The sequence below is a fragment of the Dyella dinghuensis genome, assembly GCF_003977615.1.
Taxonomy (GTDB): domain Bacteria; phylum Pseudomonadota; class Gammaproteobacteria; order Xanthomonadales; family Rhodanobacteraceae; genus Dyella_B; species Dyella_B dinghuensis.
In genome coordinates this window covers 51,009-64,286 of record NZ_RYZR01000005.1, presented here as the reverse complement: position 1 = coordinate 64,286, position 13,278 = coordinate 51,009, and the positions used below count along the sequence as shown (strand labels likewise).

At 60.8% G+C, this 13,278-nt stretch carries 16 protein-coding genes; 11 read left to right on the top strand and 5 right to left on the bottom strand.

The window, feature by feature from the left end; all coding sequences use genetic code 11:
• Positions 1-67: 67 nt before the first annotated feature.
• Together EKH79_RS07825 and murA are read left to right on the top strand one after the other, a co-directional pair.
• The gene (locus tag EKH79_RS07825) at positions 68-307 is read left to right on the top strand and encodes a BolA family protein (RefSeq protein WP_126673245.1); all 240 of its coding nucleotides are present in this window, start codon (positions 68-70) and stop codon (positions 305-307) included.
• Between the two features lie 46 nt (positions 308-353).
• A complete protein-coding gene (murA, locus tag EKH79_RS07820; protein ID WP_126673244.1) occupies positions 354-1,613 on the top strand; it encodes a UDP-N-acetylglucosamine 1-carboxyvinyltransferase in 1,260 nt (419 codons plus the stop codon).
• Positions 1,614-1,671: 58 nt separating this feature from the next.
• Here the strand turns inward: murA and EKH79_RS07815 are convergent, their stop codons facing one another.
• The 3 genes from EKH79_RS07815 to purM all read right to left on the bottom strand — a co-directional run bounded on the left by EKH79_RS07815 (position 1,672) and on the right by purM (position 4,345).
• Complete coding sequence (locus EKH79_RS07815; RefSeq protein WP_126673243.1) at positions 1,672-2,376, bottom strand: DUF3108 domain-containing protein; 705 nt, start codon at positions 2,374-2,376, stop codon at positions 1,672-1,674.
• A 52-nt stretch (positions 2,377-2,428) separates the two neighbouring features.
• A complete protein-coding gene (gene purN / locus EKH79_RS07810) occupies positions 2,429-3,091 on the bottom strand; it encodes a phosphoribosylglycinamide formyltransferase (protein WP_126673242.1) in 663 nt (220 codons plus the stop codon).
• Between the two features lie 225 nt (positions 3,092-3,316).
• Entirely contained in the window at positions 3,317-4,345 is a 1,029-nt protein-coding gene (gene purM, locus EKH79_RS07805) for a phosphoribosylformylglycinamidine cyclo-ligase (RefSeq protein ID WP_126673241.1), read from the bottom strand.
• A 97-nt stretch (positions 4,346-4,442) separates the two neighbouring features.
• On the opposite strand from purM, the gene EKH79_RS07800 reads away from it, so the two are divergent.
• From EKH79_RS07800 to EKH79_RS07770, 7 genes are all read left to right on the top strand, one after another.
• Positions 4,443-5,450 carry a DUF2066 domain-containing protein gene (locus EKH79_RS07800; protein WP_126673240.1) on the top strand — a complete coding sequence of 336 codons (1,008 nt, stop codon included), beginning with the start codon at positions 4,443-4,445 and terminating at the stop codon, positions 5,448-5,450.
• Positions 5,451-5,457: 7 nt separating this feature from the next.
• Positions 5,458-6,036 (top strand): CDP-alcohol phosphatidyltransferase family protein, encoded by a 579-nt coding sequence (locus EKH79_RS07795; RefSeq protein WP_126673239.1) that lies wholly within the window; start codon positions 5,458-5,460, stop codon positions 6,034-6,036.
• Positions 6,037-6,110: 74 nt separating this feature from the next.
• On the top strand, positions 6,111-7,277 hold the full coding sequence (locus EKH79_RS07790; RefSeq protein ID WP_126673238.1) for an AI-2E family transporter: 1,167 nt from the start codon (positions 6,111-6,113) through the stop codon (positions 7,275-7,277).
• A complete protein-coding gene (hda, locus tag EKH79_RS07785) occupies positions 7,274-7,969 on the top strand; it encodes a DnaA regulatory inactivator Hda (protein ID WP_126673237.1) in 696 nt (231 codons plus the stop codon). The genes EKH79_RS07790 and hda overlap by 4 nt, the downstream gene beginning before the upstream one ends.
• Positions 7,970-8,050: 81 nt before the next feature.
• Positions 8,051-8,437, top strand: a complete 387-nt coding sequence (locus tag EKH79_RS07780; RefSeq protein WP_126673236.1) for a VOC family protein — start codon at positions 8,051-8,053, stop codon at positions 8,435-8,437.
• Positions 8,438-8,443: 6 nt separating this feature from the next.
• Positions 8,444-8,806 (top strand): antibiotic biosynthesis monooxygenase family protein, encoded by a 363-nt coding sequence (locus EKH79_RS07775; RefSeq protein WP_199754203.1) that lies wholly within the window; start codon positions 8,444-8,446, stop codon positions 8,804-8,806.
• Between the two features lie 81 nt (positions 8,807-8,887).
• Positions 8,888-9,229, top strand: a complete 342-nt coding sequence (locus EKH79_RS07770) for a VOC family protein (RefSeq protein WP_126673235.1) — start codon at positions 8,888-8,890, stop codon at positions 9,227-9,229.
• Between the two features lie 41 nt (positions 9,230-9,270).
• Here EKH79_RS07770 and EKH79_RS07765 read toward each other — a convergent pair whose 3' ends face one another.
• Positions 9,271-10,074 (bottom strand): inositol monophosphatase family protein, encoded by an 804-nt coding sequence (locus tag EKH79_RS07765; protein WP_126673234.1) that lies wholly within the window; start codon positions 10,072-10,074, stop codon positions 9,271-9,273.
• Positions 10,075-10,216: 142 nt separating this feature from the next.
• Between EKH79_RS07765 and EKH79_RS07760 the strand changes: the two genes are divergently transcribed.
• A complete protein-coding gene (locus EKH79_RS07760) occupies positions 10,217-10,975 on the top strand; it encodes an RNA methyltransferase (RefSeq protein WP_126673839.1) in 759 nt (252 codons plus the stop codon).
• Between the two features lie 195 nt (positions 10,976-11,170).
• Here EKH79_RS07760 and EKH79_RS07755 read toward each other — a convergent pair whose 3' ends face one another.
• Entirely contained in the window at positions 11,171-12,490 is a 1,320-nt protein-coding gene (locus tag EKH79_RS07755; RefSeq protein ID WP_126673233.1) for a hemolysin family protein, read from the bottom strand.
• Between the two features lie 136 nt (positions 12,491-12,626).
• Between EKH79_RS07755 and EKH79_RS07750 the strand changes: the two genes are divergently transcribed.
• Positions 12,627-13,256, top strand: a complete 630-nt coding sequence (locus EKH79_RS07750; RefSeq protein ID WP_126673232.1) for a DUF47 domain-containing protein — start codon at positions 12,627-12,629, stop codon at positions 13,254-13,256.
• The last annotated feature ends 22 nt before the right edge of the window (positions 13,257-13,278 follow it).

Here is a 13,278-nt window from a genome sequence, read left to right as displayed (position 1 = left end):
TGACGCCAATGGCTGACCTCTTAACAAAGGGGTGCCGGCGTTCAGGATCCCCCGCAGTGGAAGAACAATGGACGCAGCCAGCATCCAGGCAATGATTGAAAACGGCCTGCCCGGCGCACAAGTGAACGTGCAAGGCGACGACGGTGTGCACTTTGAGGCTGAAGTGGTGGCGGCGCAGTTCGCGGGCAAGCTGCCCCTGGCGCGTCATCGCCTGGTCTACGCCACACTGGGCGACCTGATGGGGGGCGCCATCCACGCGCTCGCGCTCAAGACTCTTACGCCGGAGGAAGTCGCCGCGCGCCGTTGACGGTCGCTGCAGCGCTCCCCGGACATTCGCTTTTGAAGGATTCCCGATGGCAAAAATTCTGATCAGCGGCGGCGAGCCGCTACGTGGGGAAGTTGGTATCTCCGGCGCCAAGAACGCCGTGCTGCCGATTCTCGCGTCCTGTCTTCTGGCTGACGAGCCGGTCACGATCAGCAACGTGCCACATCTGCACGACGTCACCACCACCATGGAACTGCTCGGCCAGATGGGCGTGCAGCTGGTGCTGGACGACCGCATGAAGATCCAGGTCGACCCACGTTCTGCCGATCGCTATTTCGCGCCGTATGAGCTGGTAAAGACCATGCGCGCCTCGATCCTGGTGCTCGGTCCGCTGGTGGCGCGTTTCGGTCAGGCGGAAGTCTCGCTGCCGGGCGGCTGCCAGATCGGTTCGCGTCCGGTCGACCAGCACATTCGCGGCCTGCAGGCGCTCGGTGCGGAGATCGAGGTCGAGAATGGTTACATCAAGGCACGTGCGAAGCGCTTGAAGGGCGCGCACATCGTCATGGACATGGTCACGGTCACCGGCACCGAAAACGTGATGATGGCGGCCGTGCTTGCATCGGGCACCAGCATCATCGAAAACGCGGCGCAGGAACCGGAAGTCGTCGATCTGGCCAATTGCCTCAACGCGATGGGCGCGCAGATCGAAGGCGCCGGCACATCGACGATGGTGATTCACGGCGTCGAACGTCTGCACGGCGCATCGTACGAAGTGCTGCCCGATCGCATCGAAACCGGCACCTTCCTGGTCGGTGCGGCGATGACCGGCGGCAAGGTTCGTGCGCGTAATGCTCGCGCCAACACACTCGATGCCGTGCTCGCCAAGCTGGAAGAGGCCGGCGCGCACATTTCGACCGGTCCGGACTGGATCGAGCTGGATATGCAGGGTCGCCGCCCGAAGGCGGTGAATATCACGACCGCGCCGTATCCGGCATTCCCGACCGACATGCAGGCGCAGTTCACCGCGCTCAACTGCGTCGCGGAAGGCGTGGGCGTTATTACCGAGACGGTGTTCGAAAACCGCTTCATGCACGCGCACGAATTGCAGCGGCTTGGTGCGGATATCCGTCTTGAAGGCAATACTGCAATCATCCAGGGCGTGGACAAGATGAGTGGCGCGCCGATCATGGCCACGGACCTGCGTGCATCCGCGTGTCTGGTACTGGCGGGTCTCGTTGCGGAAGGCGATACGACCGTGGATCGCGTGTATCACATCGATCGCGGTTACGAGAACATCGAAGAGAAACTCAGCACGCTAGGCGCGAAGATTCGACGCTTGCCGACCTGACTTGCCGACGTGACGGTCGCATACGAAACGGGCCGCTGATGCGGCCCGTTTTTTTTGCTCAGTTGGCGCTGAATTGACTCAGCTGCATGGTCAGATCGCCACCTTCGGTTTGCACCAGCTTCACCGGGAGCGGGTATTGCTTCACGTACCACGCTTCGAAGTGTTTGTCCGAATCCGTGCGGGCCACGCGTTCGGCGTTAAAGGTGCCCGCAGGAACCTGGACCGATTCCGATGCCTGCACTTTGTATTGCTGATGCTCGACCTGCTGTTTCACGCCGACCGGTAGCGTGACGCTCTGGTTGCCACTGGCCAATGCGAGACCCAATGCCAGCGGAAAGGTATTCCCGTCGACCATGCCTGGGACTGCCGCGTAGTTATTCGTGCCTTTGTTGTCGGTGACGGTGACCTGATTGCTGGTCCAGTTCACCTGCATCGTGCGCTCTTTGGTTTTCAGTGCGCTGACTTTGGATGTGTAGTTTTCCGTTTCCAGCGTGTCGTTGTGCCAGCGGAAACGTGTCACGGCATTGGAGTTGGCGCCGAGCATGGCGGCCAATCCAGAGGTGCCTTTCATCTGGTTGCTGTATTCGTACTCGCCATTGCCGAGCGATTTCAGCGTGATGGTTGCCTGACCCATCGCTTCGCCATCGCGCAGTACCTGATAAGTCGCGGTGAACGACTTCGGCGGCGATGCAAACACAGCGGTGGTGAAGGTAGCCAGCGTGAGGCCGGCGAGCAGGGTTCGGGAGAGTTTGAGTGTGCGCATGGATCGGCAGTGTACGCAGCGATCCTGAACGACTCGTTGCGGAAACACGGAGTCAGCGTGTGAGCTTTCCGTCATGCCACCGCAAGGGTTTGCGAAGTGGCTCGCTATCGAAGGCGATGCCGTTGTCGGTGAGCGCCAGGCGGTCATCAGCGATGAGCGAAACGACCGCTGCAAGCAGTTGATGCTCCAACGGTAGAAGCTTGGTCGCGAGCGTGTTTTCGTCATCGCCGGCTTCGATCGGCAGCACGGTCTGGGCGATGACGGGGCCGCCATCCAGTTCTGCGGTGACATAGTGCACGCTGGCGCCGTGTTCGGTATCGCCGGCTTTCAGCGCACGGCGGTGCGTATGCAGGCCGCGATATTTCGGCAGTAGCGACGGGTGGATGTTGATCATCCGGCCGACCCACGGTTTCAACGCATCGCCATCGATGATGCGCATGAAACCCGCAAGCACCAATACGTCCGGTTTGCTGGCAGCGATGCGTTCGAACAAGGCGGCGTCGTAGTCGCGACGTTCGGCGTAATCGTGCGGTTCCAATAACAGCGTAGGCACGCCAGCCATGCGCGCAAGTTGCAACGCCGCGGCATCGGGTTTGTCACTGGCCAACAAAACGAAATCAGCCGACAGCTCGCCACGTTCGCGCGCAGCCAGCAGCGCGGCGAAATTACTGCCGCGTCCGGAAGCGAGTACTGCGATGCGAAGCGGTGAAGACATGGCTTTCAGCTCTTACTCCATCTCCCCTCCGGGGAGAGGGTTGGGGTGAGGGGACACTCTTGCGAAAGTGGACGTTAATGCACGAGATCGAAGTGATTCATGGCTGACGATGTGTAGCGCGTGACGAGGTTGGCCCCTCACCCCAGCCCTCTCCTCGCTCCTCAAAGCCTGGGCCATCCATGGCCCCTCTCCGCGTGCCCCGGAGGGGAGAGGGAGTAAAGCGCTTCAGCCAATGTGGACGCGTTCGTCGCCCGTCGCTTTCACGACTTCGCCAATCACAGAGCTTGCAAGGCCATGCTCGGCGAGCAGCGCGGACGCCGCATCCACCGCATCGCGCGGCAACAGAATGGTGAAGCCGATGCCACAATTGAAGGTGCGCCACATTTCCTCGCGCGCCACGTTGCCTTCGCGCATCAACCATTCGAACACCGGCGGCAGCTTGATGGCCAACGCATCGATCTTCAGGCCCAGGCCATCGGGCACCACGCGAATAATGTTTTCTTTCAAACCGCCGCCGGTGATATGCGCCATGCCGTGCACCGGCACCGACTTCAGCAATTCCAGCATGGGCTTCACGTAAATCGTGGTCGGCGCCATTAGTGCATCGGCGAGCGTGACGCCACCGATATCCAGATCGAACGGATTGCCCGCGCGCTCGACAATCTTGCGAATCAACGAATAACCGTTGGAATGCGGACCTGACGATGCCACGCCCAGAATCACATCACCCGCAACGATGCCCTCGCCACTGAGCAGCGCATCTTTTTCCACGGCGCCGACGGTGAAGCCAGCGAGATCGTATTCACCCGGCGGATACATATCCGGCATCTCGGCGGTTTCGCCGCCGATCAACGCGCAACCGGCGAGTTCGCAGCCTTTGGCGATGCCGCCGACCACGGCAACCGTGGTATCGACATCCAGCTTGCCGGTCGCGAAGTAATCGAGGAAGAACAACGGTTCGGCACCTTGCACCAACACATCGTTCACGCACATGCCGACCAGGTCGATGCCGATCGTGTCGTGGCGCCCGAGTTGCTGCGCAAGCTTGAGCTTGGTGCCGACGCCATCGGTGCCGGAGACCAGCACCGGCTCCTTGTAGCGCGTGCCGAGATTGAACAAACCGCCGAAACCGCCCAGGCCGCCCATCACTTCGGGACGGAAGGTGCGCTTGACCAGCGGTTTGATGCGTTCGACCACGGCATTGCCGGCATCGATATCCACGCCAGCGGCGCGGTAGGTGAGGGCGTCGGACATGGTGGAACCTGCGTCACGGAAAACGTCCAATGATAGACGTTAGGGGTCGGATTGGGCAGACTTCGACCCAAATCCCCCGCCCTGAGCCCGGCCACCCATGCGCCTGACACGCTTGCTGTTCGCTACTTTGCTGCTTGGCCTGATCGCCGGCCTGCCGCAGCTCGCCTTGAGTCAGGCCGCTCCGCCGCCGCCAACGTCGCCGTACACCGTGGTGGTGCCTGTCACTGACACCAGCGATGCGCAGCGTACGCAGGCCTTCTCAGCGGCATTGGGGCAGGTGCTGGCGCGTGTGTCAGGCGGCCAGGATCTGCGCGGCAAGGCCGGTTACGACGATGCCATGCAGAATGCCGCCGGTATCGTGAAAGTCTTCCAGTACCAGCGTGGACCTGGCAATCCGCCCAGCCTGACGCTGGCGGTGACATTCGATCAGGGTGCCGTCCAGCGTGTCGTTACGACGATGGGGGCGACCGCCGCCGGCGTGAAGCCGCCCGTGCTGCTGGTCGTGCGCGGTAGCGACGGCAACGTGCTCGGCAAAGACGATCTCGGTGGGCTGGCTGATGCCGTGAGCAAGCACGGTTATCAGGTGACGTATGCTGACCCCACGCAGCTGCCCGATGTGGGCCAGCTGGCCGGTGCGGATCCGGCAGCGCTCGCTGCCATTACGCGCATTTACAAAACCGGCCTCGTGCTGATGGGTGACATGCACAACGGCAGCGCCGATTGGACCTTGATCAGCGGCGGTGTCGCGCAGCATTGGAGCACGCAAGGCACCAGTGAAGATGCGATGTTCGCAGACGCTGGCAAGAGCGCGACGGATCGTCTTGGTCAGACGCTCAACGTGATCGGCGCCGGTCAGGTCGACGGCAAGCTTTGGGTATCGGGTCTGCATTCGGCGATGGATTACGCCAACCTGCTTTCCACCTTGCGCGCCGATCCCACCGTGCAAAAAATCAGCACGCTCGGTGCGCAGGACGACGGCGTGATGCTGGATGTCAAAGCGGGAACGCCATTGGCGACTCTGTCTGCGAACCTCACTGCCGGCGGCCGCATGATGCAGGGCACCTCGCACGACGGTGCCGACGTAACCTTGCGCTGGCTGCACTGAGACGACCATGGTTGCCGCGATGCCCGCTGCGTCGCAATCGCCCTGGCGGCATCTGCCTAACGCCATTTCGATGCTGCGGGTCGTTCTGGTCGCACCCATTTGCTGGTTGTTGCTGCATCGGAGCTGGTCGTCGTCACTCGCTTTCGTTGCCGTTGCCGGTGTGTCCGATGGCGTCGATGGTTTTCTGGCGCGCCATTACGGCTGGCAGAGTCGCCTTGGCGGCATGCTTGATGCCATCGCCGACAAATTGCTGCTGGTCAGCTGCTTCGTGATTCTGGCGTGGCTTGGTGAGGTGCCTTGGTGGCTCACGCTGATCGTCTGCGCGCGCGATCTGCTCATTGCATCCGGCGCAGTGCTGTGGCGCTTGCTGATCGGGCGCATTTATCCGCAACCGAGCCTGTTATCCAAAGCCTGCACCTTCATGCAGATCGTCTATCTGGTGTGCGTGCTGATGGCGCTGGCGCGCTGGCCTGCGCCGTCCTCTTACGCATTCATGTGGCTGGTCGCTGGCTTGTGCGTTGTCAGTGGCCTGGACTATGTCGTGCGCTGGTCGCACCGTGCATGGCAGGCGCGGCATGCGTCCTGAGCCGAATGCTTTGAACCCGCCGCCACATAAGCCAAACTTGCCTTCCGCACCCGGCTGTCACTCATGAGCTACTCGTGTCCATAAGCCAAGAGACCTCCCGCCGCTGGCAACTGCTGGCGATCACCGTGGTGATCGCGCTGTTTATCTGGCTGCTCGCGCCGGTGCTGATGCCCTTCGCCATTGCCGCGATGCTCGCGTATCTTGGCGACCCGCTCGCCAATCGGCTCGAGCGGCTTGGCATTGGGCGCACACTGGCCGTCAGCATCGTGTTTGTCGTGCTGATTCTCGTGATCGTCGCCACGCTGCTGCTGCTGGTGCCTTTGATTGCGCGTCAGATCGAAAACCTCGTGGAGAACTTTCCGCATTACGTGGAATGGGCGAGGAATGTGGCCATGCCGTGGCTGCAGACAAAGCTGCACCTGGACCCCAATGCGTTCGATACCGATCGGTTGATGGCGCAGATCAAGGAACATATCGGGTCCATCGGCAGTGTGCTTGGCACCTTGTCGCGCTCCGGTTTTGGTGTGGTGATGTGGTTGACCAATCTGGTGCTGATTCCGGTCGTCTGGTTTTACCTGCTGCGCGATTGGGACCGGCTCGTCGTGTGGATCGACCGCATGCTGCCGCGCTCGATCGAACCCACCGTTGCGCATCTGGCGCGCGAAGCAGACGCCGTGCTTGGCGCATTCGTGCGCGGTCAATTGCTGGTGATGTTGGCGCTTGCCATCTATTACGGCGTGGCGTTGACGCTGGTTGGTATTTCGGTCGGTCCGCTGATCGGTATGGTCGCGGGTCTGCTCAGCTTCGTTCCGTATCTGGGTTTCATCACCGGTTTCGCCGCAGCGATCATCGCCTCGCTCGTGCAACACGGCGACTGGACGCATTTGCTGATGGTGATCGGCGTGTTTGTCGTTGGCCAGTTGCTGGAAGGCTATGTGCTGGTGCCACGCTTGGTCGGCGAGAAGATCGGCTTGCATCCGGTGGCGGTGATTTTCGCGGTGTTGGCCGGTGGCTATCTGTTTGGTTTCCTCGGTGTATTGCTGGCGCTGCCGGCTGCCTCGGTCATTCTCGTGCTGCTGCGTTATCTGGCGCAGCGCTACAAACAGAGCGACCTGTATACCGAAGAAGGCGAGCCCGATACGGTAATCGCCGAAGTGGATGTCACGATCACCGAAGGTACGCAAGGCGACGTGAAAACCGAAACGCATGTTATTGAAGGCGAGCGGCCGCACAAGCCATGACCGCGCAGTTGCCTCTCACTCTGCGCTGGCCACGCCGCCAGCGTTTTGAACATTTTCATGCTGGCGCGAATGCCGCGGCGGTTGCTGCTGTTCGCGAGCTTGCAACAAAGAGCGGCGCGCCATGGTTGTACTTGAGCGGCCCATCGGGCAGCGGCAAGAGCCATCTGCTGCTTGCTGCATGTCAGAGCGCGAGTGAAGCGGGGCGCACGGTTCAATACCTTCCGTTGAAGACGTTGAAGGATCATGCATCGGTCATTCGCGGCGTGGCGGGTAGCGAATTTCTTGCCTTGGATGACCTTGACGCACTGGCAGGTCAACCCGATGCCGAGCATGCATTGTTCGATCTATACAATCGTGCGCGAGCCGAAGGAACGGCGCTTCTATTCGGGGCCGAAGTGGTGCCGGCGCAGTTGTCACTGACACTCCCTGATTTGCGTTCGCGGCTTGGTGCATGCACGCAATTCGCGCTCAAACCGCTGGACGACGCAGAACGCCGCGAAGTGTTGAAGCAACAAGCAGCATTGCGTGGCATCGAACTGGACGATGCGGTGCTGGATTGGCTGTTTGCCCGTTATGTGCGCGATCTGGGCGCGTTGCTCGATCTGCTGGATCGACTGGACCAGGCATCGCTGGCGGCGCAGCGGCGTATTACGGTGCCGTTTCTACGCACCTTTTTGCGCGAGCAGCCTTAGCGTGCTTTGATTGCAATGTATTCGAAGTAGTCTAAGTTCGTCGTTTTCACGATAGCTGCCTTGGACATCATCGGAGCAAGCATGATCGATCACACCGGCGTCTCCGCAAGCGATTTCGATAAAAGCAAAGCGTTTTACACCAAGGCGCTGTCTGCGATTGGTTATGCGCTATTGATGGAATTTCCCGCGTCAGTGACCGGTCACACCGATGTCGCGGGGTTGGGCGAACCGCCGAAGCCGGATTTCTGGATATACAAGGGCGTGCCGAACAATCCGCCTGTCCATGTGGCGTTTCGCGTTTCGAGCCGTGCACTCGTCGATGCGTTCTACAAAGCCGCGATCGCGGCTGGCGGCCGCGACAACGGCGCGCCGGGCGTGCGCCCGCACTATCACGAGCACTATTACGGCGCCTTCGTGCTTGATCCGGATGGCAACAATATCGAAGCGGTCTGCCATTCGCCGGCATAGCGGCGTATGGTTGATGTCAGTGATCTCAATACAGCTTTGTTAAAAGGCAACGTGATGATCTGTCGCATCTGGCATGGCCGAACATCTCGCGAACGCGCCGATCGCTACGCTGTGTTTCTCGAGCAGCGTGCCATCCCGGACTATCGTTCGGTCCCTGGCAATATCGACGTTGCAGTTCTGCGTCGCGAGGAAGGCGATGTTACTCACTTTCTGACTATGACGCATTGGGTATCGGAAAAGGCGATCCGCGATTTTGCCGGCGACGATATTCTGAAAGCGAAGTATTACCCGGAAGACGCCGATTTTCTGCTGGAATTCGAGCCGGAAGTGCAGCATTTCGAAGTCGTCGCAAGACAGATACCGTCTTGAGTAAAGGCGAGCACGCGTAGGTTCTTGTTAGCCGTATCAGCGAAATCAACCAGATCGTGATCCTTGCATCGGGTGACTGCCATGACAAACGGGTTTCGCTCTTCGCGCGACATCATCATCCGCACGGAAGATTGGGATGCGGCCGTCAGGTTTTACGCAACCTCGTTGGGGCTGGAGATTGTCCAGCGCAGCGAAAACATGGTCGGTTTCGAAGCGGGTGCCTTTCGCCTCTACATCGAGAGAGGCAAGTCGCACGGTCCGGTTTTCGAATTTCTGGTGCCGGATGTTCAAGCCGCCAAGGAACGATTGCTCGCGGCGGGATGTACGTTGCTGGAGGAAAACCCAGCGGTGCCGCGTTGCTACGTTCGCGATCCGTTCGGCATGACCTACAACATCGGGTTGCTCGATGCGTCGGCCACGTGAACAAAAAAGGCGCCTTTCGGCGCCTTTTTTCTCGGCCTGCATCAGGCCTTCAATAACGATGGCGTGGCGTTGGCACCGATGGCTTCCGTCATGGCCTTCACCACGTGCAAATTGCCCGCGATGATATTGCCGCTTTCGGGAATGCCGTCGCGGCCGGCGAAGTCGCAGTACTGACCGCCGGCTTCGCGCACCAGCAACGCACCCGCTGCCATGTCCCATGGCTTGAGGCCGATTTCGAAGAATCCGTCGTAGCGGCCGGCTGCGGTGTAGGCCAGATCCAATGCGGCCGAACCGGAGCGGCGAATGTCTTCGGCTTGCGACAGCAGCGCGCGCGTCATCGCCAGCTGCGAATCCAGATTCGCGCGTTGGCGGTAGGGAAACCCGGTCGCGATCATGGCGCCGGTGAGGTTCTCGCGTTTGGTCACGCGCATGCGGCGATCGTTGAGGTATGCGCCATCGCCCTTGCTGGCGGTGAACAGCTCATCGCGCAACGGATCGAACACCACGGCGTACACCGGCTCGCCCTTGTCGAGCAGGGCGATCGAGACGCTGAAGTGCGGAATGCCGCGCAGGTAATTGTGCGTGCCGTCGAGCGGATCGATCACCCAGACCAAGTGGCCTTTACCCATCGCGCCACTTTCCTCGGCGAGGATGGCGTGAGTGGGGTAGGCGCGGCGCAGTTCCTTGACGATCTCGGCCTCAGCCAGCTTGTCGACCTCGGAGGCGAAGTCCATGCGTTGTTTTTCAACGACGTTGAGACCGTCGATGCGGTTCATGTAACGCAGGATTACGTTACCAGCGGAGCGTGCGGCACGTACCGCGACGTTGACGGCGGGTCTGGTCATGGCTTTGGCTTGGCAAAAGAACGGGTTAGCGGCCGCGGATTCTAGCAGAGTGGCGCGCCGGACGGGCCCGGAACGGGTATTGGCGGCCAAAAGGCGCCATCTCCACTATCCTTTTCAGCCGTTTGCCAGCCATCCGATCCGCATGACCGCCCCCGATCTCGCCCGTCTTTTCCGCTTCGTCCTCGTCCGCACCTCGCATCCGGGCAACATCGGCAGCGCGGCGCGGGCCATGCGGACCATGGGTTTTACCCGCATGGAATTGGTGGCGCCGCATAAATTCCCTGACCGCGAGGCCTCGGCCATGGCGGCTGGGGCCGACGATGTGCTGGAGGGAGCTGGGGTCCATCAGGGGCTGATCGAAGGCCTGGCCGGCTCCAATCTGGCCTTCGGCCTGTCTGCCCGTCGGCGCGGCGTGAACCTGCCCGAGCTGACGCCGCGCGAGGGCGTGATGCAGGCACTGGCGGCCGCACAGCGTGGCGAGCAGGTGGCGTTTGTCTTCGGCAACGAACGCACGGGTTTGGAAAACGAAGAGCTGGCTCGCTGTCACGCGATGGTGCGCATTCCCAGCGTGGACGATTTCAGCTCGCTGAATCTGTCACAGGCCGTGCAGGTGATGGCGTACGAATTGCGCGTTGCATGGCTCGGCGAAAACATTTCCGCACCGCCGCCGTTGCATGACGAGCCGCCGGCCGATGCCGCGCAAATGGAACGCTTCTACGAACATCTGGCGCAAACGCTGGATGATATCGATTTCCACAAAGGCCGGGCCGCCACGACGATCATGTTGCGGTTACGCAAACTGTTTCAGCGTGCGCAAATGGACGAACGCGAGTTGCGCATGCTGCACGGGATTCTTGCCGATGCGCAGCGGATGGCGCAGCTGGCTCGCGAGAAGAAATAAAGCGTGCGGGACTCCCTCTCCCCTTTGGGGAGAGGGTTGGGGTGAGGGGCCAATCTTGCGGAAGCGATGGTTCAATGCACCCATCGGCCACGTAATCGCGAGAGTGTCCCCTCACCCACGTAATCGCGAGAGTGTCCCCTCACCTCGGTCCTCTCCCCAAAGGGGAGAGGAGGAAAATCGTTGTCGCTCGCGTCGCTACTGCTCGTCGTCGGCAACTTCGATTTTCGGTGCCGGCGTGATCAGCAGCTTGTCGATACGCGCGCCATCCAGATCGACCACTTCGAATCGAATGCCGTGCCATTCGAACACTTCGCCTGTTTGCGGAATGTGTCCCAGTGCAGCCATGACCATGCCCGCCGCAGTGCGGAATTCATGCTCGTCTTCGCCGTACAGCTTGTCCACATGTAGCAATTCGCGCAGATCGTCGGTTGAAATTGCACCGTCGACCAGCCAGCTGCCGTCTTCGCGTTGCACGATCGGCGAGCTTTCTTCCTTGCCGTGTCCAAGCTGGCTCGCACCCACCACGGCAGCGAGCAAATCGTTGAGCGTCACCACGCCTTCGATATCGCCGTATTCGTCCACGACGAGCGCCATGGGTGTTTCGGCATCGCGGAATTCTTCGAGCAGATCGAGCGCTCGCGCGGTAGCGGGAACGTACAGTGGCTTGGCCAAGGTGCGAAACAGATCGAGCTTTCCGGCCGTAATACCGCCAAGCAAACTCTTCACTTCGACCACGCCGACGATATCGCTCTCATCGCCACGATAAGCCGGATAACGCGAATATGGCGTTTGCCGCAACACATCGAGGTTTTCCGATAGCGGTGCATTGATATCGAGCCACGCAATGCGTGTGCGCGGACTCATCACGCTGTCTACCGTGCGGTCGCCCAGGCGCAACACGCGATTGACCATCGCCTGTTCGTCGGCATCGAGCACACCTTGTTCGGTGCTTTCGGCCACCAGCAATCGGATCTCTTCTTCCGTTGCTGCGTTTTCGCCACGGTCTTTTACGCGCATCAGTCTCAGCAGCACGGTGCTGGATCGATTGAGCGTCCACACAAACGGAGCCGTGGCACGCGAAAGCACCAGCATGGGCATCGCGACGATGGAGGCCACTTTTTCAGGTGCCGACAGCGCCAGGCGCTTGGGCACCAGCTCGCCAATCACGATCTGGATGAACGAGATCACGACGAATCCGAGCACGATGCCGATGATGCGCGTATACGGCGCCAGCCACGCCAAGTCGCCGTTGTTCAGCAGGACGGCGATGTGGGAGCCGATCGCATCGCCCGCCACCGCACCGGTGATCAGCATGACCAGTGTGATGCCGACCTGCACCGTGGACAGGAAATGTTCGGGCGCTTCGGCATGGCGCAACGCGATCTTGGCGCGCCGGCTCGTGCGAGCCATCTGCTTGAGGCGGCTCTTGCGCGAGGCGACCAGGGCCATCTCCGAAAGCGCGAAGAAGCCGTTACACAGGGCGAGGACGAGGACGAGCGCGATAGTTGTCAGCATCGCGACAGTGCGAGAGGAGATGCGGGCATGGGTGGAGTGTAAGGCACCCGGGGCCGCCGGTGGTGCGGCGCGGCAGGCGCGTCCTGTAACATGCGCGTCACATTTGCCCCCATTTCCCGGTTCAGGCGCTGCCCGCATGTTTTCACTCCAGACCATTTTCGGCAAAGGCGACAAGTTTTACGGCCTGCTCGAGGAGAGCGCAGAAGCGGCTCTCGAAAGCGCCAAGGCCTTGCACGAACTGGTGACGCAGGCCGATCGCGCGCCGGTCATGGCGGCTTTCGCATCGGCTCGGGCGCGCGAAAAGGCGCTCGCTTCGAAGATCAGCGAAGAGCTGGTGAACACTTTCGTTACCGCGCTGGATCGCGAAGATATCGAGGCGCTCAATACCTCGCTCTACAAGATTCCGAAGGCGATCGAAAAATTCGCCGAGCGCTACGAGGTTGTCTCCAGTCGTCTCACCGGTGTGGATTTCGCCCAGCGCACGCTGGTGCTCGCGCGTTCGGCCGAAGTCGTCGCGCAGATGATCGGCGAGCTGCGGCACGGTTTGCGCATCGGCCCGGTGAAGAAACTGCAGGATCGTTTGCAGACGCTGGAATCGGAAGGCGATCGCCTGCTGCTGGTGCCGTATCGCACGCTTTACATCGAAAACGACGATCCCATGCGCGCGATGCTTGCCAAGGATCTGTTCGAGTTGATCGAGAAAGCCATCGACAAATGCCGCGACGTCGGCAACATCGTTTATTCCATCGTGTTGAAGAACTCCTGAGGACAACGCCGTGCACGCTTTC